General features: G+C 60.4%; 19 protein-coding genes. 7 read left to right on the forward strand and 12 right to left on the reverse strand.

Features of this window, described 5'->3' with window-relative positions:
- The first annotated feature begins 4 nt into the window (after positions 1-4).
- Together KGA81_RS12810 and KGA81_RS12815 are read left to right on the forward strand one after the other, a co-directional pair.
- Positions 5-1,744: a PTS fructose-like transporter subunit IIB gene (locus KGA81_RS12810; RefSeq protein ID WP_223546252.1), complete on the forward strand. Its 1,740-nt coding sequence runs from the start codon at positions 5-7 to the stop codon at positions 1,742-1,744.
- Between the two features lie 142 nt (positions 1,745-1,886).
- Positions 1,887-3,428 (forward strand): alkaline phosphatase D family protein, encoded by a 1,542-nt coding sequence (locus tag KGA81_RS12815; RefSeq protein WP_223546253.1) that lies wholly within the window; start codon positions 1,887-1,889, stop codon positions 3,426-3,428.
- Positions 3,429-3,579: 151 nt separating this feature from the next.
- Here the strand turns inward: KGA81_RS12815 and KGA81_RS12820 are convergent, their stop codons facing one another.
- Together KGA81_RS12820 and KGA81_RS12825 are read right to left on the reverse strand one after the other, a co-directional pair.
- Positions 3,580-6,108: a PepSY domain-containing protein gene (locus KGA81_RS12820; RefSeq protein WP_223546255.1), complete on the reverse strand. Its 2,529-nt coding sequence runs from the start codon at positions 6,106-6,108 to the stop codon at positions 3,580-3,582.
- A gap of 255 nt (positions 6,109-6,363) precedes the next feature.
- Positions 6,364-8,688 carry a TonB-dependent receptor gene (locus KGA81_RS12825; protein ID WP_223546257.1) on the reverse strand — a complete coding sequence of 775 codons (2,325 nt, stop codon included), beginning with the start codon at positions 8,686-8,688 and terminating at the stop codon, positions 6,364-6,366.
- A 207-nt stretch (positions 8,689-8,895) separates the two neighbouring features.
- Between KGA81_RS12825 and KGA81_RS12830 the strand changes: the two genes are divergently transcribed.
- Positions 8,896-9,576, forward strand: coding sequence for a Fe2+-dependent dioxygenase (locus KGA81_RS12830; protein ID WP_223546259.1), 681 nt, complete (start codon positions 8,896-8,898; stop codon positions 9,574-9,576).
- A 57-nt stretch (positions 9,577-9,633) separates the two neighbouring features.
- A complete protein-coding gene (locus KGA81_RS12835; RefSeq protein WP_223546487.1) occupies positions 9,634-10,344 on the forward strand; it encodes a tetratricopeptide repeat protein in 711 nt (236 codons plus the stop codon).
- Positions 10,345-10,433: 89 nt separating this feature from the next.
- Here the strand turns inward: KGA81_RS12835 and KGA81_RS12840 are convergent, their stop codons facing one another.
- Positions 10,434-11,597, reverse strand: a complete 1,164-nt coding sequence (locus KGA81_RS12840; RefSeq protein ID WP_223546261.1) for a type III PLP-dependent enzyme — start codon at positions 11,595-11,597, stop codon at positions 10,434-10,436.
- Between the two features lie 632 nt (positions 11,598-12,229).
- Here KGA81_RS12840 and KGA81_RS12845 point away from each other — a divergent pair.
- Positions 12,230-12,514 carry a hypothetical protein gene (locus KGA81_RS12845; protein WP_223546264.1) on the forward strand — a complete coding sequence of 95 codons (285 nt, stop codon included), beginning with the start codon at positions 12,230-12,232 and terminating at the stop codon, positions 12,512-12,514.
- Here the strand turns inward: KGA81_RS12845 and KGA81_RS12850 are convergent.
- Genes KGA81_RS12850 through KGA81_RS12865 form a run of 4 tightly spaced genes read right to left on the reverse strand, consistent with a single transcriptional unit; the run spans position 12,511 to position 15,961 of the window.
- Positions 12,511-13,668, reverse strand: a complete 1,158-nt coding sequence (locus KGA81_RS12850; RefSeq protein ID WP_223546266.1) for a betaine/proline/choline family ABC transporter ATP-binding protein — start codon at positions 13,666-13,668, stop codon at positions 12,511-12,513. The genes KGA81_RS12845 and KGA81_RS12850 overlap by 4 nt on opposite strands.
- On the reverse strand, positions 13,665-14,318 hold the full coding sequence (locus KGA81_RS12855) for an ABC transporter permease (protein ID WP_223546268.1): 654 nt from the start codon (positions 14,316-14,318) through the stop codon (positions 13,665-13,667). Before KGA81_RS12855 ends, KGA81_RS12850 begins: the two co-directional genes overlap by 4 nt.
- Before the next feature lie 12 nt (positions 14,319-14,330).
- Complete coding sequence (locus KGA81_RS12860; protein WP_223546274.1) at positions 14,331-15,224, reverse strand: glycine betaine ABC transporter substrate-binding protein; 894 nt, start codon at positions 15,222-15,224, stop codon at positions 14,331-14,333.
- A gap of 20 nt (positions 15,225-15,244) precedes the next feature.
- On the reverse strand, positions 15,245-15,961 hold the full coding sequence (locus tag KGA81_RS12865) for an ABC transporter permease (RefSeq protein ID WP_223546276.1): 717 nt from the start codon (positions 15,959-15,961) through the stop codon (positions 15,245-15,247).
- Positions 15,962-16,491: 530 nt separating this feature from the next.
- Here KGA81_RS12865 and KGA81_RS12870 point away from each other — a divergent pair.
- Positions 16,492-18,075 (forward strand): peptide chain release factor 3, encoded by a 1,584-nt coding sequence (locus KGA81_RS12870; protein WP_223546278.1) that lies wholly within the window; start codon positions 16,492-16,494, stop codon positions 18,073-18,075.
- Between the two features lie 236 nt (positions 18,076-18,311).
- Here KGA81_RS12870 and KGA81_RS12875 read toward each other — a convergent pair whose 3' ends face one another.
- Together KGA81_RS12875 and KGA81_RS12880 are read right to left on the reverse strand one after the other, a co-directional pair.
- Positions 18,312-18,515: a nuclear transport factor 2 family protein gene (locus tag KGA81_RS12875; protein ID WP_223546280.1), complete on the reverse strand. Its 204-nt coding sequence runs from the start codon at positions 18,513-18,515 to the stop codon at positions 18,312-18,314.
- Between the two features lie 47 nt (positions 18,516-18,562).
- Positions 18,563-19,216: an HD domain-containing protein gene (locus KGA81_RS12880; protein ID WP_223546287.1), complete on the reverse strand. Its 654-nt coding sequence runs from the start codon at positions 19,214-19,216 to the stop codon at positions 18,563-18,565.
- A 267-nt stretch (positions 19,217-19,483) separates the two neighbouring features.
- Here KGA81_RS12880 and KGA81_RS12885 point away from each other — a divergent pair, with 267 nt between their 5' ends.
- The gene (locus KGA81_RS12885) at positions 19,484-19,741 is read left to right on the forward strand and encodes a hypothetical protein (protein ID WP_223546289.1); all 258 of its coding nucleotides are present in this window, start codon (positions 19,484-19,486) and stop codon (positions 19,739-19,741) included.
- A gap of 198 nt (positions 19,742-19,939) precedes the next feature.
- Here the strand turns inward: KGA81_RS12885 and KGA81_RS12890 are convergent, their stop codons facing one another.
- Genes KGA81_RS12890 through KGA81_RS12900 form a run of 3 tightly spaced genes read right to left on the reverse strand, consistent with a single transcriptional unit; the run spans position 19,940 to position 22,810 of the window.
- Positions 19,940-20,920 (reverse strand): peptide ABC transporter ATP-binding protein, encoded by a 981-nt coding sequence (locus tag KGA81_RS12890; protein WP_218429244.1) that lies wholly within the window; start codon positions 20,918-20,920, stop codon positions 19,940-19,942.
- Entirely contained in the window at positions 20,920-21,888 is a 969-nt protein-coding gene (locus tag KGA81_RS12895; protein WP_223546291.1) for an ABC transporter ATP-binding protein, read from the reverse strand. The genes KGA81_RS12890 and KGA81_RS12895 overlap by 1 nt, the downstream gene beginning before the upstream one ends.
- 10 nt (positions 21,889-21,898) lie before the next feature.
- Positions 21,899-22,810: an ABC transporter permease subunit gene (locus KGA81_RS12900; RefSeq protein ID WP_223546293.1), complete on the reverse strand. Its 912-nt coding sequence runs from the start codon at positions 22,808-22,810 to the stop codon at positions 21,899-21,901.
- Positions 22,811-22,820: the final 10 nt, after the last annotated feature.

Raw genomic sequence — 22,820 nt, forward strand, 5'->3', positions numbered from 1 at the left:
TGTCATGAAGTTAGCCATCATTACGGCCTGCCCGAACGGCATGGTCACCAGTGTGCTGTGTGCCCGGTTGCTCGATGCCGCGGCTCAGCGTCAGGGCTGGAGCACCAGTGTCGAAATCACCGATGCCGCGCATCCTGAAAAACAACTGTCGGCGGCCACCCTCGACGCGGCCGAGTGGGTATTGCTGGTGACCAGCGCGCCGGTGGACATGTCGCGGTTTGTCGGCAAGCGGCTGTTCCAGAGTACCCCGGCCCAGGCCCTGCAAGACGTGGAAGCCGTGTTGCGGCGCGGTGCGCAGGATGCTCAGGTTTACACCGCTGACGAAGCCGTCGTCGAACCTGTGACGGTGGCTCAAAACACGCCGCGACTGGTGGCCGTCACCGCGTGCCCGACGGGTGTCGCTCACACGTTCATGGCCGCCGAAGCCTTGCAGCAAGCGGCCAAGCGCTTGGGCTATGACCTGCAAGTGGAAACCCAGGGCTCGGTCGGCGCGCGCAATCCATTGAGCGCGCAAGCGATCGCCGAGGCCGATGTGGTGCTGCTGGCGGCTGATATCGAAGTCGCCACCGAGCGCTTTGCCGGCAAGAAAATCTATCGCTGTGGCACCGGGATCGCTCTCAAGCAAGCCGAGGCGACCTTGAAAAAGGCCTTGGCCGAAGGCCAGCAGGAAAGCGCTTCGAGCAGCGCCAAGGGCCCAGCCAAATCAGAGAAAACCGGCGCTTATAAACACCTGCTGACCGGTGTGTCATTCATGTTGCCGATGGTGGTGGCCGGCGGCTTGATGATCGCCCTGTCGTTCGTATTTGGCATCACCGCATTCAAGGAGCAGGGCACGCTGGCGGCGGCGTTGATGCAGATCGGTGGCGACACCGCGTTCAAGCTGATGGTGCCGCTGCTGGCAGGCTATATCGCCTATTCCATCGCTGACCGTCCGGGCCTCGCGCCGGGGATGATCGGTGGTCTGCTGGCGAGCACCCTGGGCGCAGGCTTCATCGGCGGGATCATTGCCGGTTTTCTGGCCGGTTATGCGGCCAAGGCGATCAACCGTTATGCGCGATTGCCGCAAAGTCTTGAGGCGCTGAAGCCGATCCTGATCATTCCGTTGCTGGCGAGTCTGTTCACCGGCCTGGTGATGATCTATGTGGTCGGCAAGCCGGTCGCCGGCATGCTCGCCGGGCTCACCCATTTCCTCGACAGCATGGGCACCACCAACGCGATTCTGCTGGGTGTATTGCTGGGCGGCATGATGTGCGTCGACCTCGGCGGGCCGATCAACAAGGCGGCCTATGCGTTCTCGGTGGGCTTGCTGGCGTCGCAGAGCTACGCGCCGATGGCGGCGACCATGGCCGCGGGCATGGTGCCGCCGATCGGCCTGGGCATCGCCACGTTCATTGCGCGGCGCAAGTTTGCGCAGACTGAGCGCGAAGCCGGCAAGGCAGCACTGGTGCTGGGGCTGTGCTTCATCTCCGAAGGGGCGATTCCGTTTGCGGCGAAAGACCCGCTGCGGGTGATTCCGGCGAGCATCGCCGGCGGTGCGTTGACCGGTGCGCTGTCGATGTATTTCGGCTGCAAACTGATGGCGCCCCACGGTGGGTTGTTCGTGCTGGCGATCCCGAATGCGATCAACCATGCGCTGCTTTATTTGTTGGCGATTGTGGCGGGGAGTCTGTTGACGGCGGTGGTGTATGCGCTGGTGAAACAGCCGGAGGCGATGGAGTTGGCACTGGAACCGGCCAAGGCGTAGGTCAAAAGATCGCAGCCTTCGGCAGCTCCTACACTGGCAGATTGTGAACACCTGTAGGAGCTGCCGCAGGCTGCGATCTTTTCTCTGTCACCTCGATTTCATCCAGCCATGCTTTAGTTTTTCCTTTTTCAGGGAGAACACCATGAGCGATTTCAACCTCGGGCGCCGCCGTGTCATGCAAGCGGTCGGCGCCGGGCTGTTGTTGCCGGGGCTGGCGCCGGTGGTGATCGCTTCGGTCAAGGATCGGCCGCAACTCACCGACGGCGTGCAATCCGGCGACCTGTCGGGCGACAGGGCGATCATCTGGAGTCGCTGCGACCGCCCTGCACGCATGGTGGTGGAGTGGGACACCCGCAGCCTGTTTCCCAACCCCAGGCGCTTCGTCTCGCCCCTGGCCGATGCGCGCACCGACTTCACTGCCAGGGTCGAACTCACCGGGCTGCCTGCCGGCCAGGCGATTTTCTACCGTGTGCAGTTTGAAGACGCCCAGAGTGGCGTGGCCAGCGAGCCCTGGTTCGGTCACTTGCGCAGCGTGCCACAGACCCGGCGCGACCTTCGTTTTGTCTGGAGTGGCGACACCGTCGGCCAGGGTTTCGGCATCAACCCGGACATTGGCGGCATGCGCATCTACGAGGCGATGCGCCGGCGCCTGCCGGACTTTTTTATCCACAGCGGCGACACTATTTACGCAGACAGCCCGATACCGGCGCAGCTCACCACAGAGGGCGGCCGGGTGTGGCGCAACATCACCACCGAGGCCAAGAGCAAAGTCGCCGAGACCCTCGATGAGTATCGCGGCAATTACCGTTACAACCTGATGGACGAAAACCTCCGTCGCTTCAATGCCGAGGTCCCGCAGATCTGGCAGTGGGACGACCACGAAGTGGTGAACAACTGGTCGCCGGGCAAGCAGTTGGATGCGCGTTACCAAAGCAAGGATATCCACAGCCTGGTGGATCGTGCACGCCAGGCCTGGCTCGAATACGCGCCGATGCGTTTGCAGAGCGCCGATGGCGGCGGGCGGATCTATCGCAAGCTCGGTTACGGTCCGCTGCTCGACGTGTTCGTGCTGGACATGCGCAGCTATCGCGGGGCCAACGATGACAATCTGGGCACTGAAAAACCGTTTCTCGGTCGTGAGCAACTGGACTGGCTCAAGCGCGAACTGCAGGCCTCGAACGCGCAATGGAAAGTGATCGCCGCCGACATGCCCATCGGCCTCGGCGTGCCCGACGGCGAGGTCAGCCCCGGTGTCACCCGATGGGAAGCGGTGGCCAACGGTGACCCCGGTCCGGCCCAGGGCCGCGAACTGGAAATCGCCGAACTGCTGGGTTTTCTGCGCAGGCAGCAGGTGCGCAACTTCCTGTTCCTGACCGCGGATGTGCACTACTGCGCGGCCCATCATTACCACCCGGATCGGGCGGCGTTCCAGGATTTCGAACCGTTCTGGGAGTTCGTTGCCGGGCCTTTGAATGCGGGTAGCTTCGGGCCGAACCCGCTGGATAAAACCTTTGGTCCTGAAGCGGTGTTCGAGAAGGCGTCGCCCGCGCAGAACGTCTCGCCGTTTGCCGGGTTTCAGTTTTTTGGCGAGGTGAATATCGATGGGCAAACGGGGGAGTTGAGCGTGGTGTTGCGGGATCTGGACGGGGTGTCTGTATTCGAACAGAAGTTACAACCGGTTTGAATGATTCTGGGGCCCTGTAGGAGCGAGCTTGCTCCGGGCGGCGTTCCGACGATGAACCTGAGGATAACGCGCTCATCCTGTATGAACGCGTCATCGTTGACGACCATCGCGAGCAAGCTCGCTCCTACAGGGAAATCAGTTAATCAGTTAATCAGTACACGTCGCGGCGGTAGCGGCCCTGTTCGATCAGGCGCTCCACTTCGGCGGCGCCCAGCACCTCGTCGAGCACCTGGTCCACGCCCGAAGCCATGCCTTGAAGGCTGCCGCAGATGTAGATCACCGCACCGTCCGCCAGCCACTTCTTGAGCTCGTCTGCCGATTCACGCAGGCGGTCCTGTACGTAAATCTTTTCGGCCTGGTCGCGGGAAAACGCCAGGTCCAGGCGCGCCAGATCACCATTGATCAGCCACTCCTCCAGCTCCTTTTGGCACAGGTAGTCGTGCTCGCGATGGCGCTCGCCAAACAACAGCCAGTGACGTTGTTGACCGTCGGCAATCCGCGCCTTGAGCAGGCTGCGCAACCCGGCCAGCCCCGTGCCATTGCCCAGCAGGATCATCGGCACCGGCTGCGCCGGCAAATGGAAACCACTGTTGCGCCGCACGCGCAGGCTGATGGAGCTGCCTACAGGCGCGTGTTCGGTCAACCAGCCGGAGCCGACGCCGAGGTTGCCGTCGGCATGCACCTCCTGGCGCACGATCAATTCCAGCACGCCATCGGCCGGGATCGACGCAATGGAATACTCGCGCATGGCCAACGGCACGAGGGCCTCTGCCAGCGCTTGCGCGTGCAGGCCGACCAGGTGGACGCGGTTCTCCGGCAACTGACGGCTGGCCAGGGCCTGTTCGAGGGTTTCTTCCAGGCCGTTGAGTTGCACCCTGGTTCCACCGTGAATCCCCATGCCGTCGAGGAAGTGCTCGATAGCCCAAGGGCAATTGCGCGGCATCACTTCCACCAGGTCGCCCGCCAGCCAACTGCTGGTGGAAGGAGGCTTGAGGCCCAACAAGTACACCGGCGCACCACTGCTGTCCGGGTTGAGCAGTTCACGACGCAGCAGGGTCCAGTTGTCGTAGCTGGGCGCCTGCCAGGTATCCACGGGGGCCTGGCCGGTCAACAGGCCCAATTGCTGTTGCCAGTGACGCAAAGCGTAAGGGTCACCGCTGTCGACCTCCACCGGGGCGAACAGGGTCTTTGCGCCATGTTCGCCCAACCAGCTGTGCAGGCGTTTGGCGAAACCGCAGAAGTGTTGATACTGCCGGTCGCCCAGTCCAAGGACGGCGTAATTCAGGCTTCCCAGGCTCGGTGTCCGGCCCAGTATCTTGCGCTCGAACCCCCTGGCGCTGTCCGGTGCTTCGCCGTCGCCGAAGGTGCTGACCACGAACAAGGCATGGTTCGATTCATGCAAGTCCTGCTCGCTGACGTCCGCCAGCGGCTGCACCTTCACCGGTAGCCCCGCGGCCTGCAATTGCCCGGCGGTCTGCCAGGCCAGTTGCTCGGCGAATCCGCTCTGGCTGGCGAAACCGATCAGCCATGCCGGTGCATCGCTGCTTGGTTGTACAAGGCCTTGGCGTGCATCTTTGACCTGGCGTTTTTTGCGCCGACGATCCAGGTACAGCATCCAGCCGGTGACGAAGAACAGCGGCATGCTCAGCGCGGTGAGGGTCAGGAGGATGCGCCCGACGATGCCGAAGTAACTGCCGACATGCAGCGCATAGATGCTGGTCAGCAGTTGCGCCTTGAGGCTCTTGTCGCTGTAGCGATCAACGCGCTTGACCACGCCGGTGGCCGGATCGAGGGTGATCTGGTTCAGGGCGCGGTCGTGAGGCGAGGTTTTCAGCAGGAAGAAAACGGTCGCTGGTTGGCCGGCCACTGGCGGCATGCGCACATTATAAGAACTGAGTTGCGGGCCGGCCGCGCTGTAGATGCTGCTCCACATGGCCGCGAAATCGGCCGTCGGTGGCGGACCGCTCGGCGCAGGGCCGCGGCCGCCGCGCACGCGTTCGCTCTGCGGTGAGTCGGAGAGCAATCGGGTCAGGCCCTTGTTGTACCACTCGTAGGACCAGGACAGCCCGGTTAGTGCCGTCAGGAGGTAAAACACCAGGCACCAGGTGCCAGCCACCGAATGCAGGTCCCAGTTGAAGCTGCGACCCTTTTTCTTCCAGTCCAGGGTCAGCCAGGCGCGCCAGCTTTTCCACTGGCGAGGCCAGCGCAGGTACAGCCCGGAAAGACAGAAGAACACCAGAATCAACGTGCACGCACCGGTGATTTGCCGACCTGTGTCGCCCATGGCGAGGAAGCGGTGCAGTTGCAGCATCAGGCCGAAGAAGCCCTGGCCGGTAGCGTCGCCCAGGAGCTCGGCGGTGTACGGATCGAAGTAGCGCATCTCGCCACGGCGTTCACCCGGTGGTGGGGTGAACCACACTTTGGCGGCGTTGCCGCTGTCGGTTTCCACGGTGAGCATCGAGACTTTTTTGCCCGACGCGGCTTCGATGTGCTCTACCAGTTCGGCGGGTGGCAGCACACCGGCGACCTGTTTCTCGACCTGCAACACAGAAGGGTTGAGTGTGCTCAGGATTTCATCCTGAAACGACACCGTCGCCCCGGTGATGCCCATCAGGGCCAGGACCAGCCCGGCGCTGATGCCGAAAAACCAGTGCAACTGGAACAGGGTTTTCTTCAACACGTCGCTCGCCTTGTTCGTTCAAATTGATTCATCACGGCGCGCATTATGCCGTGGGGTTGTCGAGACGCATTCTTTTTTACGCACAAAGACCCCGTTCATATGGATGAACGGGGCCAGGTCCGATTTCAGCCTTCACCCTCTTCTGTGGGAGCGAGCTTGCTCGCGATAGCGGTGTGTCTGCCAACATAAATGTTGAATGTGGCGACGTCATCGCGAGCAAGCTCGCTCCCACAGGGATTGCAGTGTGAGTGGCAATCAGAAGTGGAAGTTGGTGCTCAGCAAGGCAGTACGACCGGCCGCCTGGTTGGCGAAGTGAGTCGAGAACGCCTTGTCGTAATAGGTTTCGTCGGTCAGGTTCTGCACGTTCAGTTGCAGGTCGACGTTTTTGCTCAGCTTGTAGGCAGCCATCGCGTCGTAACGAACATAGGAATCAACCATGGTGGTGTTGGCTACGTTGCCGAACACGTCATCGACATAGAACGCACCGCCACCGATGGTCAGCCTTGGCGTGACCTGATAGGTCGTCCACAGGCTGGCGCTGTTTTTCGGCGTGTTAGGCAGTTCGTTGCCGTTGTTGGCTTTGTTGGCCGGCAGGTCACCGCCATCGACTTGCTCGCTGTCCATGTAGGCGTAGCCGGCGAAGACTTGCCATTTGTCGGTGAGCTTGCCGCTGGCCGACAGTTCGACACCTTGAACGCGGGTTTTGCCGACGTTTTCGAAGGTGGTGGTGTTGGTCTGCACACGAGCGTTGTCTTTCTCGGTGCGGAAGATATCGGCGGTCAGGGACAGGCGATTGTTCAACAGATCCCACTTGGTACCGATTTCGTAGTTCTTGGTGGTTTCCGGCTCCATGTCGCTTTTGAGCAGGTTGCCGTTTCGATCCGGCGTGCCACCCAGCGGGTTGCCCTCCGAACCTTCGCCAACGGTATTGCCCGGCGGAGTGGCAGACGTCGCGTAGGAGGCATAGATGCTGCCGTTTTCCGCCGGTTTGTACACCACACCGAACTGACCGGTGACGAATTCACTGGTGTCATCGCCCTTGGACGTGGTCACGCTGGAACCGTTGAAGGTCTTGTATTCGGTATCGAAATGGTCGTAACGCAGGCCCATGTTCACCAGCCACTGCTCGGACAACGTCAGGGTGTCGAACAGATACAGCGCATAGGTATTGGCCTTGGTGTCGGTGCCGGCATAGTTGCGTGAGATGGCACCGCTCCACGGATCATTCGGGGTCGGGTTGGACAGCGAGGTGCAGTTGAAGCCGCTTGGCGCGCCGATCAGTGCCGGCGAGCAGTTGGTGGTCACCGCTGCCGTTCCCGGAGTGGTGTCCGTGTTGACGTTGTACGAGGACTTTTCAGCTTCCTCGTGGGTGTATTCGACACCGGTGGAGAAGCTGTTCTTGAACCCGGCGATGTAGACATCACCAAACAGGTCGGTCTGGTTGGTCGTGGTCTCGGTGTTGCTCACGCGGGTGTTCGCGCGGCGCCAGACGCTACCGTTGTTGACGTTGCCTTTACTGTCGTCCGGCTGGGTCAGGATGTAATCCTGCATGCTGCTGCCGTGACGCAGGGTGTTCTTGATGGTCAGTGCGTCGCTCAGGTCGTGCTCGATGGCGAAGGTCGCGGTGTCGGTGCGGGTCTTGCGAAAGTCGCGGTCGGTCAGACCGTAGAAATTGCTGCTGTCACCACCGTCATTGGGCTTGTCCGGGTTGGCCTTGGTACGTGCAGCGGAACCTGCAGCCGGGATGGAGTATGGAATGCCCGAGTCCGGCGTGTCGTTGCTCTCGAGGTGGTAGTAGTCGAGGTTGACGCGAGTATCAGTGCCCAGGCCGAAGGCCAGGGACGGCGCCACTCCCCAGCGGTCGTAATCGACGCTGTCACGCCCGGCGACGTTGCTCTCGTGGCTCAGCAGGTTCAGACGGCCAGCGGCAGTGTCGGTGAACTGGTAGTTGCCGTCGAAGGTGTAGCGCTGGGTCTGGTCGGAGCCCCAGGTGAAACCACCGTCGAGGGAGTCGCCCAGGTGAGCCTTTTTGCTGACCAGGTTGATGCTGCCGCCGGCTGCACCACGGCCGCCGAATGCGGAGTTCGGGCCTTTGCTGACTTCGATCGATTCAACGGCGAAGATCTCGCGGCTCTGGGAGCCGGTATCGCGCACGCCGTCCAGGTAAGTGTCGCCTTGGGCGTCGAAGCCGCGGATGAACGGACGGTCGCCCTGGGGGTTGCCACCTTCACCGGCACCGAAAGTGATGCCCGGAACAGTGCGCAGCGCGTCCTGCAGGTTGAGCGAGCCGGTGTCCTTCAGGACCTGTTGTGGAACAACGGTCACCGAGCGCGGCGTGTCGATCAGCGGCGCGGTGTACTTGGGCGAGGAGGCCTTCTCAACGTTGTAGGTCGTCTCGTCCCGGGCTTCACCGGTGATGGCGGTGGCGCCCAGCGAAATCACTTTGTCCGGTGCTTTTTCGGCGGTTTTTTCCGCCGCGAAAACCATGTGGCCCGCGGAGCCGGCAGTAATCGCCATGCCGATGGCGGATGCGAGCAGACGTGGTGAACTGACCGGTACTTGTGGTTGTTGACGCGACATTTGAATTCCCCTCCCCAAGGATTTGAGGCGGCGGAATATAGGGTAAACAGGTATTTGTAACAATTGCGAAATATTACTATTCGCACTTAATTTACATTCTTTACAATTTACCCTTACGGTTTTTGCTGACTCACTCGTCAGATGTGTTTTACACGGGCAATAAGAATCAATACCATTGGCGTCCTTTTGATTTCAGGTGCCTTTGTCATGCTGCTGCACATTCCCGGCCTGTTCGAAAAAGATGAGGTGCAGCGCATTCGCGAGGCTCTGGAACACGCTGATTGGGCTGATGGCAAGATCACCGCCGGCTACCAGTCGGCCAAGGCCAAGCACAATTTGCAGCTGCCTGAGGGGCATCCGCTGGCCAAGGAGATCGGCGCGGCGATGCTGGAGCGGCTGTGGAAAACCCCGCTGTTCATGTCGGCTGCACTGCCACACAAAGTCTTTCCTCCGTTAGTGAACTGTTACACCGCCGGTGGCAGTTTCGACTTCCATATCGACAATGCGGTGCGTCAGCCCAAAGGCAGTATCGAGCGGGTGCGTACGGACTTGTCCGCCACGCTGTTCTTCAGCGAGCCCGAGGATTACGACGGCGGCGAGCTGGAAATCCAGGATACCTTCGGCACCCAGCAGGTGAAGCTGCCTGCCGGTGACATGGTGCTGTACCCAGGCACCAGTCTGCACAAGGTCAATGCGGTTACGCGCGGAACTCGACTCGCCTCGTTTTTCTGGACGCAAAGTCTGGTGCGCGAAGACAGCCAGCGCGCCCTGTTGTTCGAGATGGATGGGGCAATCCAGCAACTGACCCGCGACGTGCCCGATCATCCGTCGCTGATCCGCCTGACTGGCACGTATCACAACCTGTTGCGTCGCTGGGTCGAGGTGTAAGTGGCGGATTTTCGTTTACGCCGCGAGGAAACGCTCGACGGTGAACGCCTGCGCGCGATGCTCGACGAGAGTCCGGCCCGCGCGGCCCAGGCGATTCTGATCGCGGCCCGCGAAGACGTCCTCGATGCGCAGGCGTTGCTCGGGCAGATTCTGCTGGACGGGCAGGGCATTACTCAGGATCGGCCGCTGGCGGTGCGTTGGTTCGGCATCGCTGCGCGACGCGGGCATGTGATGGCGCGCAACATGCTCGGCCGTTGTCATGAGCATGGTTGGGGTTGTGCGGCCGATGCATCGCTGGCGGCCAGGCATTACCGACTTGCCGCTGCGGCAGGGCTGGATTGGGCGATGTACAACTACGCCAATCTGCTGGCGACCGGGCGTGGGGTGGTTGAGGATCAGCTCCAGGCACTGAATCTCTATCGCTGTGCGGCTGAGTCGGGCCATGCAAAATCAATGAATCTCTTGGGGCGGTATCTGGAAGAAGGGCGAGTCTGTCCGGCGGATCCGGTAGCGGCCCGTGACTGGTATCGGCGTTCGGCTGAGGGTGGGGATTTTCGAGGGCAGTTCAGTTATGCGGCGGTACTGACCGATGACGGTCGTGTCGATGAAGCGCTGGGCTGGCTACGCAAGGCGTTGACCGGGGGGAATTTGAATTTTTTGCGAGTGGCAAGTCAGGCGTTGTCGAGCGCGACCGATCCGAGGATTCAGGCACTGGCTTGCGATTACGCTCGCCGCTGCGCCGATCTGCAGCGAACTCAATCCATGTAGGAGCAGCCTGCGGCAGCTACCGGGACGAGTCAGCAGGCACAAAAAAGCCCATGACGCGTCATGGGCTTTTGGTTTTCTACGCGATGTATTTACACGTAGTACGACTTCAGCGGCGGGAAGCCATTGAACTCGACGGCGCTGTAGCTGGTGGTGTACGCACCAGTCGACAGCCAGTACAGGCGATCACCGATGGCCAGGTTCAGCGGCAGGCCATACTTGTAGTTTTCGTACATGATGTCGGCGCTGTCGCAGGTCGGGCCGGCGATGACCACTTCTTCCATCTCGCCCTTTTTCTCGGTCCAGATCGGAAACTTGATGGCTTCGTCCATGGTTTCGATCAGGCCGGAGAACTTGCCCACATCCGTGTACACCCAGCGCTCTACCGCGGTACGGGATTTACGCGCAACCAGCACCACTTCGCTGACCAGGATGCCGGCGTTGGCGATCAGCGAACGGCCCGGTTCAAGGATGATTTCCGGCAAATCGTCACCGAAGTCTTCCTTGAGGAAGCGGATGATTTCCTCGGCGTAGGTTTCCAGGCTGTTGGTGCGGGTGATGTAGTTGGCCGGGAAGCCGCCGCCCATGTTGATCAGCTTCAGGTGAATGCCGTCTTCTTCCTTCAGGCGTTCGAAGATCACTTTGACCTTGGCGATCGCCGCGTCCCAGACGCTGATGTCGCGCTGCTGCGAACCCACGTGGAACGAGATGCCGTAAGGCACCAGGCCCAGGTCACGGGCGAGGATCAGCAGGTCCATGGCCATGTCGGTCTGGCAGCCGAATTTGCGCGACAACGGCCAGTCGGCAGTGGTCGAGCCTTCGGTCAGGATGCGCACGTAGACTTTCGAACCCGGTGCGGCCTTGGCGATGTTGCGCAGGTCGGCTTCGGAGTCGGTGGAAAACAGGCGCACGCCCTTCTCGTAGAAGTAGCGGATGTCCCTGGATTTCTTGATGGTGTTGCCGTAGCTGATACGGTCGGCGCTGACACCGCGATCCATCACTTTGTCCAGTTCATAGATCGAGGCGATGTCGAAGCTCGAGCCTTTCTCCTTGAGCAGGTCGATGATCTCGACGGCCGGGTTGGCCTTGACCGCGTAGTAGACCTTGGCGAATTCGAAACCGGCGCGCAGGTCGTCATAGGCCTGGCTGATCATCGCGGTGTCGATCACCACGAACGGGGTTTCCTGCTTGTCGGCGAACGCTTTCATTTTGTCAAAAGTGGCGCGCGCGAAATAATCTTCGACCTGGATCGGCATACTTGGGAGCTCCTAAAGGCAAACGTTGTTAATCAATGGGTGCGAGGGTGTGTCATCAATGAATTCGCGAGTGCGTTGTCGCCTGAGCGCGAGCCAGGCAAGGCGCAGGCCGCCGCTAATGGTCGTTCCATTTGCAAGGCTTGCAACGCAGCATGGCGCGCGCTCAGGCACAACCCGCAGGGCCGGGCTTGCTTTTGCGCAGGGCTGCGTTACTCGTACCTTATTTGGAACAACCAAACTTCGGTCCTCGCGCCTTGCCCTGCGCAAAAGCAGGCTCCGGCGCACTCGTGAATTCATTGATGACACACCCTCCTGAACGTCCTCCGTATCCCCACTTTGGTTCGCCTACTTCCCAAGGCATGTCGCCGAAAGCAAAAAGGCCATGGGAAGTGCAGCTTTCCCTTGGCCTTGCTGTCTCGTCGTCAGTACTTGAGCCGGATGGATCGTTTCCAGCATGGACGTTCGGCGCGAACTTTAGGGCGTGAGGGGCTTGAGATCAACAAAAAATGTCGCGTTTTTGCACTCTTCTGACGCGCGTTACGAGCATTACTCTTTGTAACCGACACAGATGACAGTCGGATGTTCCCGAACAATTGTGAAGTGTTAAAAATACCTGCACGTTCGACGCTTTTGTGCGTCAAGTCGCTAGAAATTACGATAGCGTCAATATCGGCGACGTTGGCGGAGAGAGTGTCATTTCGGGGCGTGTTTTGGCTATTTCAGTAGGCGTTTTTGTGTTTCTTGTGTCGCAGCGTGTGTTGATATTTTTTTCCGGTCTGTTCGTCGCAAAAAAATCGGCCAATAACAACCTTTGTAGGGGGCGGCTTGCCGGCGAAAGCGATCTGGCAGGTGAAGTCCATATCGTTTGCTCCACCGCCTTCGCCGGCAAGCCAGCTCCTACAGATTCAGAGTCTTAACTGATGACCGCTTCGGCCGGCGACACAATGCTGGACTTCATCCCCCGCGAACGTCCTGAACTCAGATACGCCGCAATCGACTCCTGCGTGACCTCGCCAAGGAACACCCGCTCGGCATCCATCACCGGCAACCACGCCCGATTGAACTCGTACATGCGCGACAGCAGGATGCGCAAGTGCTCGTCGTACGCCGCCGTGGCGTTGAACTCGCGTTGGTACTGCGCGCAGGTGCCGGTCTGACGGTGCAGGTCGCGACGTCGTACGTAACCCAGGGCTTTATTCTCGGCACAAGTGACCACCACATAGCGTCGGTCATGCTCGTCCATCAACTCTAGCGCTTCAGCCACCGGGGTATGCGGGTTGACGGATGGCGCGTTGTCGGCTGCGTCTTCGGCTTTCACCAGCAGCAGGCGCTTGAGTGTGCTGTCCTGGCCGACGAAGTTGCTGACAAACTCATCCGCCGGATGGGCGAGCAGAGTGTCCGGGTGATCGATCTGCAACAGTTTGCCGGCGCGGAAGATCGCGATCTTGTCGCCGAGCTTGATCGCCTCGTCGATGTCATGGCTGACCATGATCACGGTTTTGTTCAGCGCCCGCTGCATTTCGAAGAACTCGTTCTGGATCATCTCGCGGTTGATCGGGTCGACCGCCCCGAACGGCTCGTCCATTAATAGCAGTGGTGCATCTGCCGCCAGTGCGCGAATCACGCCGATCCGTTGTTGCTGACCACCGGACAACTCCCGTGGATAACGATGCAGATATTGCTTGGGCTCAAGCTTGATCATGCTCATCAACTCGCGGGCGCGGTCGTGGCATTTCTGCTTGTCCCAGCCGAGCAGTCTTGGCACGACCACGATGTTCTCTTCGATGGTCATGTTCGGGAACAGGCCGATTTGCTGGATCACGTAACCGATGTTGCGGCGCAGGGTCACTTCGTCGAGGCCGGTGGTGTCTTCGCCGTTGATCCGGATCTGGCCAGAGGTCGGAGTGATCAGGCGGTTGATCATTTTCAGCGTGGTGCTTTTCCCACAACCCGATGGCCCGAGGAACACGCAGATTTCGCCTTCATTGACGGTCAGGCTCACCGAGTCCACGGCTTTCACATCTTTGCCGTTGCTTTGGAAGGTCTTGCTGAGGTTGTGAAGTTCGATCATTTCAGGAGTCCTTTTGGAGTCAACGAGCGCTGTAGTACTTGCAGAATGAGGTCGGCGATGATCGCCAGCACACTGACCAGTACGGCACCGACGATCAGCATCGACATGTCGCTGCGGCTGATGGAAGCGAGGATGAGTACACCCAGGCCACCGGCGCCGATGGTGGCGGCAATGGTCATGACGCCGATGTTCATCACCACGGCGGTGCGCACACCGGCGAGGATCACCGGTACGGCGATGGGCAACTCGACCATGCGCAGGCGCTGGCCGAACGTCATGCCGATGCCGCGCGCGGCTTCACGGATGCCTGGTTCGACATTGGTCAGGGCCAGGCAGGTGTTGCGCATGATCGGCAGCAGCGAGTACAGGAACACCGCGGTAATCGCCGGCATCGGCCCCAGGCCCTGGCCGAACTTTGAGTAGAACGGCAGCAGCAGGCCGAACAGGGCAATCGACGGCACGGTCAGCAGCACCGTGGCGCTGGCTTGCAAAGGCCCGGCGAGGCTCGGGTAACGTGTCATCAGGATGCCCAGCGGCACGCCGACCAGAATCGCCAGGGTCACGGCAATGCCGACCAGCGTGATGTGCTGCCACGTCAGGTGTAAGACCAATGGCCAGTCGAGATGGGAAAAGGCGTTCAGGAATTCCATGACTTTTCCTCCTTAATGGATCGGGTGCCGGCGCAGGAAATCGGCGGCAACGGTTGAAGGGCTCTGATGCTCGACGTCGACCCGGGCGTTGAGCTCGCGCATGGTGTTGTCGTCGAACAGTTCAGCCAGCGGCTTGAGCTGTGCGGCCAATTGCGGGTGCGCATTGAGGTAGGCCTGACGCACCACGGGCGCGGCGGTGTAGTCCGGAAAGTAGTGCTTGTCGTCTTCCAGCAACTTGAGCTTGAAGGCATTGAGGCGACCGTCGGTGGTATAGACCAGGCCGGCAAACACCTGGCCGTTGCGTAGCGCGGTGTAGACCAGCCCCGCGTCCATTTGCCGGATGTTTTTGCGCGTGAGGTCCATGTCGTACAGCTGCACCATGCCGTCGAGCCCGTCCGAACGGTTGGCGAACTCGGTATCCAGCGCCACCAGATTGTTGGTCTCGGCTTCCTTGCGCAGCACCCTGTTCAGCTCACTGATGGTGTTGATTTGCGGGTATTGGTCGGCGACGTTCTTTGGTAGGGCGAGGGCGTAGGTGTTGCTGAATTTCGACGGGGTGAGCCAGACCAGGCCTTTTTTCGCATCGAGTTCTTTCACTCGGGCGTAGGACTGTTCGCTGTCGAGTTTTTCAGTGACATGGTTGTAGGCCACCAGCGAAACGCCGGTGTATTCCCAGAGCATGTCCAACTGGCCACTTTCGTGGGCGCTGCGGGCCAGATTGCTGCCCAGACCACCGGTCACTTGCACTTCGTAACCCTTGGTACGCAGATACTGCGAGGTGATCTCCGCCAGCAGGGTCTGTTCGGTGAACACCCGGGCGCCGATGCGGATCAAGGGTTTTTCCGCGGCTTGGGCAAATCCTGCGCACAGCAGGACGCAGCCTAGTAAAAAGCTTGATGTTTTCATGACGATTCCTTTGCCGGGGCTTAAGACGGGCGCAAGCCGCGTTCGAACCAGAGGCGGCTGGTGAGTGTCACCAGGCCATCGAGCAGCAAGGCCAGCAGGGCGGTGCAGGCAGCGCCAAGCAGCAACTGCGGCTGATTGTTCAGGGCAATGCCGGGGAATATCAGGCTGCCAAGGCTGTTGGCACCGATCAGGAACGCCAGCGGCGCCGTCCCGACGTTGATCGCCAATGCCACGCGCACACCGCCGATGATGATCGGCACGGCGTTGGGCAATTCGACTTTCCACAGCACCTGGAACGGGGTCATGCCGATGCCGACGGCGGCTTCCTTGAGCGAGCCCTGGACGTTTTTCAGGCCTTCGTAGGTGTTGCGCACGATGGGCAGCAAAGAGGCGAGGAACAGAGCGAAGATGGCCGGGCCGCTACCGATGCCGAGAATGCCCAGGGCGATGGCCAGGACGGCCAGGGGTGGAACGGTGTTGCCGATGTTGAAGAACTGCATGAAGCGTTCGGCACGACCGACCATGGACGGGCGGCTGAGGAGGATGCCGGCAGGAATGCCCACGACAAGGGCGGCCAGCATGGAAGCGAGGACGAGAATCAGATGAGCTTGCAGGTAAAACAACAAATCGTCGCGGTAGTGTTCGATCGTGTCGATGCCGATCCAGTGGATCAGCAGGGCCAGAAGGGCGATTACCAGCGCGCCTCCTGTCAGCCCTTTGCCATAGTGGATAGCCACAGGCAGACTCCTTTTTTCAGTCGGCGAACACTTTTTCGTGTGGCAACGCCATGCTTGGCTGCCGAAAAAATGATCGCGATAAGCAGCTGATGCCGAGCGCGTTCCACTGTAGGAGCGAGCTTGCTCGCGAAAAACGCCCAGACAACGCGTACATTCAGGTACCCAGCGTTATCGTTGACGTCCATCGCGAGCGAGCTCGCTCCTACAGGGGGTAGGCGTACGGCTTATCGAGCCATGAGCACAGCCTCGTCAGGCCGAATTGCAGGTGTTTCAGGCCCCCGACGAGTGGTCGTAACGGGGGAGTGGACGTCTCCGTGCTTTAAAAGGTTCCCACGTTCCACACCGTTTGGCCACCCGTAGGAGCTGCCGCAGGCTGCGATCTTTTGATCTTCGGCGTGGTTTAAACCGACAAAAGATCGCAGCCTGCGGCAGCTCCTACGGCGGATCGTGTCCTACGGGCGGTGGTCCGTAAGACTGCATTTGCGCTATACTCGCCGCCCTTTTTTGAATCACCTGCCAGGCGATTTCCCATGACCAAACAGGCCGCCGAAGTCGCGAAACGCCGCACTTTCGCCATTATTTCCCACCCCGATGCCGGTAAGACCACCATCACCGAGAAGCTCTTGCTGATGGGCAAGGCGATTGCGGTAGCCGGTACGGTGAAATCGCGTAAATCCGACCGCCATGCCACCTCCGACTGGATGGAAATGGAAAAGCAGCGTGGTATCTCCATTACCACGTCGGTCATGCAGTTCCCGTATCGCGAACACATGATCAACCTGCTCGACACCCCGGGCCACGAAGACTTCTCCGAAGATACCTACCGCACCCTGACCGCAGTGGACTCGGCCTTGATGGTCCTCGACGGCGGTAAAGGTGTAGAGCCACGGACCATCGCCCTGATGGATGTCTGCCGTCTGCGTGACACGCCGATCGTCAGCTTCATCAACAAACTCGACCGTGACATCCGCGACCCGATCGAACTGCTCGACGAAATCGAAGCCGTCCTCAAGATCAAGGCTGCGCCGATCACCTGGCCGATTGGTTGCTACCGTGACTTCAAAGGCGTGTATCACCTCGCCGATGACTACATCATCGTGTACACCGCTGGTCACGGTCATGAGCGCACCGATGTGAAAATCATCGAGAAGCTCGACTCCGATGAAGCCCGCGCCCATCTGGGTGACGAGTACGAGCGTTTCATCGAACAGCTGGAACTGGTGCAGGGCGCCTGCCACGAGTTCAACCAGCAGGAGTTCCTCGACGGTCAGCTGACCCCGGTGTTCTTCGGTACGGCCCTGGGCAACTTCGGTGTCGACCACGTACTCGACGCCGTCGTTGATTGGGCGCCGCGCCCACTGGCACGCGTGGCCAACGAGCGCACCGTGGAGCCGGTGGAAGAGAAGTTCTCGGGCTTCATCTTCAAGATCCAGGCGAACATGGACCCGAAACACCGCGACCGCATCGCCTTCATGCGTATCTGCTCGGGCAAGTACGAAAAAGGCATGAAGATGCGCCATGTGCGCACCGGCAAGGACGTGCGGATCGGCGACGCGCTGACCTTCTTCTCCTCCGAGCGTGAGCAACTGGAAGAAGCGTTTTCCGGCGACATCATCGGCCTGCACAACCACGGCACCATCCAGATCGGCGACACCTTCAGCGAAGGCGAAGTCCTGGGTTTCACCGGCATCCCGCACTTCGCCCCGGAACTGTTCCGCCGCGTACGCCTGAAGGATCCGCTGAAATCCAAGCAACTGCGCCAGGGCCTGCAGCAGTTGGCCGAAGAAGGCGCGACCCAGGTGTTCTTCCCGGAACGCAGCAACGACATCATCCTCGGCGCCGTCGGTGTGCTGCAGTTCGATGTGGTCGCCAGCCGTTTGAAAGAGGAATACAAGGTCGAATGCTCCTACGAGCCGATCACCGTTTATTCCGCGCGCTGGATTGAATGCAGCGACAAGAAGAAGCTTGAGGAATTCTCCAACAAGGCCGTGGAAAACCTCGCGCTGGACGGCGGTGGTCACCTGACCTACCTCGCGCCTACGCGGGTCAACCTGGCCTTGATGGAAGAACGCTGGCCGGATGTTAAATTCCGTGCGACCCGCGAGCACCATTAAGCGCTGAGCTGAAAGACCAGAAACCCCGCCGCGAAAGCTGCGGGGTTTTTTGTTACCTGACGCAATCCCCTGTAGGAGCGAGCTTGCTCGCGAAGAACTCAGACCCGCCGCGTTTATTCAGGCTGCACACGTCATCGTTGACGTCCATCGCGAGCAGGCTCGCTCCTACAGTAATCCGAGGCGTTCACAACACTCTCTGACTGGCGAGGGGTCCGGATTCGCCATGAATGCCTGCGTCATTGTTCACTGGGAATCAATGTCCCCTGGTGGAAAACCATCTGCCACTGCTCGACCACTTCGGCCTTGCTCCAGATGCCGCCACTGGCGCTGAACTCGATAAAGTCATCCGCGAGCAGGCGTGAGACTTCTTCAGTATTTCGTCGAGTCGTGTGTGACAGGAGGCGTCGTTCAAGTTGCAGCAGTGTTTGCGACAGATCCATGGCGCTTGTCCTTTCCTGAGTTATGCAGGTTCAGTGCTCCTGGCGTATCAGCCAATCCCGATCTCTTCCTTGAACTGCTCCAGAAACCCCTTCAAACGCTCATGACGGACCTGTGCCAGATGTTGCCCTGTCGCAGTCTGGAAACCGTCTGCCAAGTGCAGCAGCTTGGTCTGGAAATGGTCGATGCAGAAGCGAGTGTCGTCATAGGCGCGGTTATTGGCCTGTGGGTCCTGCGGGTCGTAGAGGGCGCTGCCCATGCGCCCGGCAACGTAAAAGGTGCGGGCGACGCCGAGCATACCCAGGGAATCGAGGCGGTCGGCGTCCTGCACGATTTTCGCTTCCAGCGAAGTAGGCGGGATGTTTGCGGAAAAGCTATGGGCTTCGATGGCGTGGGCGACGGCGGCGATTTTTGTCTCGCGCCAATCCATCTTCGCCAATACCCCTGACGCTTTGCGCGCTGCCAATTGCGATGCCAGCGAGCGCAACGGCGAGTTCTTTTCCACGGCTACACAATCATGCAATAGCACCGCCGCCAGCAGCACCTCAGGATCGCCACCTTCCTGTGCCTGAATCAAGTGGGCGTTGTGCCAGACCCGTTGCAGGTGCGAAAGGTCGTGAGCGCCGTCTTCCGAGGGTTCCAGGGCGTGGGGCAGCAGGGTGGTGGCGAGTGATTGCATCGGTGCGAAGGCGCTGCTGATCATGCTGTGTCCTTTGATTAAACGTGCCGATCGCGGGAAGTTCTGTCCTGCGTATATCCCGCGATATCCTGCGAGGAATTCTGCGGGTGTACAAGCCTACTGGAAGGCGGAACACGCTTTGATCTTTTCGGCATAACCTTTATTCCAAACCAGTCTCCAATCCAAGGGCATTTCCGTGGGTTCGACAACGTCCAACTGGAGAACCCGACTGATCGGAACTAGATTTGACTCAGCGCCAGACAGGCACTCCACGAAAGGAAGGAATCGGCTATGAACAAATTGTTACGCGCTTTACTGCTGTTGAAGGTGTTGGTGATGCTCTCGCTCGGAACCTCGATGGCGTGGGCCGAGTGTATTGATCATGGAGAGCAGGCCTCGAGCGGGCAGGCCGGTTATGCGGGGTTGATGCTTGCCAAGTCCGAATCGGAACCGGGAGATCAGGGGCAGGGGGGCGCTGACAACGACGATGACTCGACTACTGACGAGCCGGACTCCGATGACGAGGAAGAGGGTGACAGCCAGACGTAGTCGCTCAATGGCGGGTAAAAGAAAACCCATTCTGCCTGACTGATGCGCAGTCGAGGCGGAAGGGGTTTGGTCAACGCATCAAGAATTTGAGCAGCTCAATCCCTGTAGGAGCCAGCCTGCTGGCGATAGCGGCAGACCAGTCAACATCCATGTCGACTGACAGATCGCCTTCGCGGGCAAGCCCGCTCCTACAGTTTTTTATGCCGCGCCGTCGAGGAATTGCTCGGCGTAGTGGCAAGCCACCTGGCGAGTGTCGAGCAGGCGCAGGGCCGGCTCTTCGGTGCTGCAACGTTCGGTGGCGTACGGGCAGCGCTTGTGGAAGGCGCAGCCGGACGGCGGGTTCAGCGGGTTGGGCAATTCGCCGACGATCTTGATTTTCGGCTTGTTCGGATCCGGGTGGATGGCCGGCGTCGCCGACAACAGTGCCTGGGTGTAGGGGTGCAGAGGACGGGAGTAAATGTCCTCTTTCGGGCCCATTTCCACCGGGCGACCGAGGTACATCACCATCACGTGGTCGGCAACGTGGCGTACCACCGCCAGGTTGTGGGAGATGAACACGTAGGCGGTGTTGAACTCCTGCTGCAGATCCATGAACAGGTTGAGCACCTGCGCCTGAATCGACACGTCCAGCGCCGAGGTCGGTTCGTCCGCCACCAGCACTTTCGGTTGCAGCATCATCGCCCGGGCCAGGGCGATCCGCTGGCGTTGACCGCCGGAGAACATGTGCGGATAACGCTGGTAGTGCTCGGGACGCAAGCCCACCTGCTTCATCATCGCCTGGACTTTCTCGCGACGTTCGGAGGCCGACAGGTTGGTGTTGATCAGCAGCGGCTCACCCAGTTGATCACCGACTTTTTGCCGTGGGTTCAACGAGGCATACGGGCTCTGGAACACCATCTGCACGTCTTTGCGCAGTTGTTTGCGCTGGGCCTTGTCGGCACCGGCGACTTCCTGCCCGGCGATTTTCAAGGAGCCGGAGGAGGGCTCTTCGATCAGGGTCAGGGCCCGGGCCAGGGTGGACTTGCCGCAACCCGACTCGCCGACGACGGCGAGGGTCTTGCCGGCTTCCAGTTCGAATGACACACCGTTGAGGGCGCGCACGGTGGCGTGCCCCTTGAACAGGCCTCGGGACACTTCATAGTGACGGGTCAGGTCGCGGGCGGTAAGAACGACGGCCATTACGCCACCTCCTGGTTCAGCGGGTAGAAGCAGCGAGCGAGGCTGTTGCTTTTCGGGTCAAGGGCCGGACGTTGTTGACGGCATTTGTCTTTCACGTACGGGCAGCGCGGCGACAGCAGACAACCCTGCGGACGGTCGTAGCGGCCGGGCACGATGCCCGGCAGGGTCGACAGGCGTGCGGCGCCCAGGCTGTGTTCCGGAATCGCCTTGAGCAGCGCTTCGCTGTACGGGTGCGCAGGGATGTCGAACAGTTGCGGCACCTGGCCGACTTCGACCGCTTGGCCGGCGTACATCACGCACACGCGCTGGGCGGTTTCAGCCACGACGGCGAGGTCGTGGGTGATCAGCACCAGGCCCATGTTCCGCTCTTTCTGCAACGCCAGCAGCAGGTCCATGATCTGCGCCTGAATGGTCACGTCCAGCGCCGTGGTCGGTTCGTCGGCGATCAGCAGTTTCGGTTCGCCGGCAATCGCCATGGCAATCGCGACACGCTGGCTCATGCCACCGGACAGTTGATGCGGGTAGGCGTCCATACGGCTGGCGGCACCCGGGATTTCAACTTTTTCAAGCAGTTCGATAGCGCGCTTGCGCGCGGCCTTGCCGGACATTTTCAGGTGCAGGCGCAGCACTTCTTCGATCTGGAAACCGACGGTGTAGCTCGGGTTCAGCGCGGTCATCGGATCCTGGAAGACCATGGACAGGTCTTTGCCGACGATCTGCCGACGCTGGCGGTTGTTGAGCTTGAGCATGTTCTTGCCGTCGAAATTCAGGGCGTCGGCGGTGACGATCCCCGGATGCTCGATCAGGCCCATCAGCGCCATCATTGTCACGGACTTGCCGGAACCCGATTCGCCAACGATGGCCAGCACTTCGCCCTTGTCCACTTGCAGGTCGAGGCCATCGACCACTGGCGTGGCGTTTTTGTCGCCGAAGCGAACGTTGAGATTCTTGATTTCTAACAGTGACATGGGAATCTCCTCAGGCGGCGTTCTTGAGTTTCGGGTCCAGCGCGTCGCGCAGGCCGTCGCCCATCAGGTTGATTGCCAGCACGCTGAGCAAAATGGTCAATCCAGGCAGGCTCACCACCCACCAGGCGCGTTCGATGTAGTCGCGGGCCGAGGCCAGCATGGTGCCCCACTCAGGGGTTGGCGGTTGTACGCCAAGGCCGAGGAAGCCCAGTGCGGCGGCATCGAGGATCGCCGAAGAGAAGCTCAGGGTGGCCTGAACGATCAGCGGCGCCATGCAGTTAGGCAGCACGGTGACGAACATCAGCCGTGGCAGGCCGGCACCGGCCAGGCGTGCGGCGGTCACGTAGTCGCGGTTCAGTTCGCCCATCACCGCGGCGCGGGTCAGACGAACGTAGGACGGCAGGGACACCACGGCGATGGCGATCACGGTGTTGATCAGGCCAGGGCCGAGGATGGCGACGATCGCCACGGCCAGCAGCAGGGACGGCAGGGCCAGCATGATGTCCATCAGGCGCATGATGGTCGGGCCGACCACGCGGGGGAAGAACCCGGCGAACAGACCCAGCAGGATCCCCGGAATCAGCGACATCACCACCGACGACAAGCCGATCAGCAAGGACAGGCGCGAACCATGGATCAAGCGCGACAGCAGGTCGCGACCCAGTTCGTCGGTGCCGAGCAGGAACTGCAACTGTCCACCTTCCAGCCAGGCCGGCGGGGTCAGCAGGAAGTCGCGAAATTGCTCGCTCGGGTCATGGGGGGCAACCCACGGGGCGAAGATGGCGCAGAAAATCACCAGCAGCATGAACATCAGGCCGGCGACGGCACCTTTGTTCCTGGAGAACGCTTGCCAGAATTCTTTGTACGGAGACGGGTACAGCAGGCTTTGATCGACTGCTACCGATGGAATTGGAGTGGTCATGGTCATGGTC

Origin of the sequence: Pseudomonas sp. A-B-19 (assembly GCF_019947515.1) — a bacterium.
GTDB lineage: Bacteria > Pseudomonadota > Gammaproteobacteria > Pseudomonadales > Pseudomonadaceae > Aquipseudomonas.

Coding starts and splice junctions, on each gene's coding strand:
- KGA81_RS12810 (WP_223546252.1), top strand. CDS start 5: ATGAAGTTAGCCATCATTACGGCCTGCCCGAACGGCATGGTCACCAGT.
- KGA81_RS12815 (WP_223546253.1), top strand. CDS start 1,887: ATGAGCGATTTCAACCTCGGGCGCCGCCGTGTCATGCAAGCGGTCGGC.
- KGA81_RS12825 (WP_223546257.1), bottom strand. CDS start 8,688: ATGTCGCGTCAACAACCACAAGTACCGGTCAGTTCACCACGTCTGCTC.
- KGA81_RS12830 (WP_223546259.1), top strand. CDS start 8,896: ATGCTGCTGCACATTCCCGGCCTGTTCGAAAAAGATGAGGTGCAGCGC.
- KGA81_RS12835 (WP_223546487.1), top strand. CDS start 9,634: ATGCTCGACGAGAGTCCGGCCCGCGCGGCCCAGGCGATTCTGATCGCG.
- KGA81_RS12840 (WP_223546261.1), bottom strand. CDS start 11,597: ATGCCGATCCAGGTCGAAGATTATTTCGCGCGCGCCACTTTTGACAAA.
- KGA81_RS12850 (WP_223546266.1), bottom strand. CDS start 13,668: ATGATCGAACTTCACAACCTCAGCAAGACCTTCCAAAGCAACGGCAAA.
- KGA81_RS12855 (WP_223546268.1), bottom strand. CDS start 14,318: ATGGAATTCCTGAACGCCTTTTCCCATCTCGACTGGCCATTGGTCTTA.
- KGA81_RS12860 (WP_223546274.1), bottom strand. CDS start 15,224: ATGAAAACATCAAGCTTTTTACTAGGCTGCGTCCTGCTGTGCGCAGGA.
- KGA81_RS12870 (WP_223546278.1), top strand. CDS start 16,492: ATGACCAAACAGGCCGCCGAAGTCGCGAAACGCCGCACTTTCGCCATT.
- KGA81_RS12875 (WP_223546280.1), bottom strand. CDS start 18,515: ATGGATCTGTCGCAAACACTGCTGCAACTTGAACGACGCCTCCTGTCA.
- KGA81_RS12880 (WP_223546287.1), bottom strand. CDS start 19,216: ATGATCAGCAGCGCCTTCGCACCGATGCAATCACTCGCCACCACCCTG.
- KGA81_RS12885 (WP_223546289.1), top strand. CDS start 19,484: ATGAACAAATTGTTACGCGCTTTACTGCTGTTGAAGGTGTTGGTGATG.
- KGA81_RS12890 (WP_218429244.1), bottom strand. CDS start 20,920: ATGGCCGTCGTTCTTACCGCCCGCGACCTGACCCGTCACTATGAAGTG.
- KGA81_RS12895 (WP_223546291.1), bottom strand. CDS start 21,888: ATGTCACTGTTAGAAATCAAGAATCTCAACGTTCGCTTCGGCGACAAA.
- KGA81_RS12900 (WP_223546293.1), bottom strand. CDS start 22,810: ATGACCACTCCAATTCCATCGGTAGCAGTCGATCAAAGCCTGCTGTAC.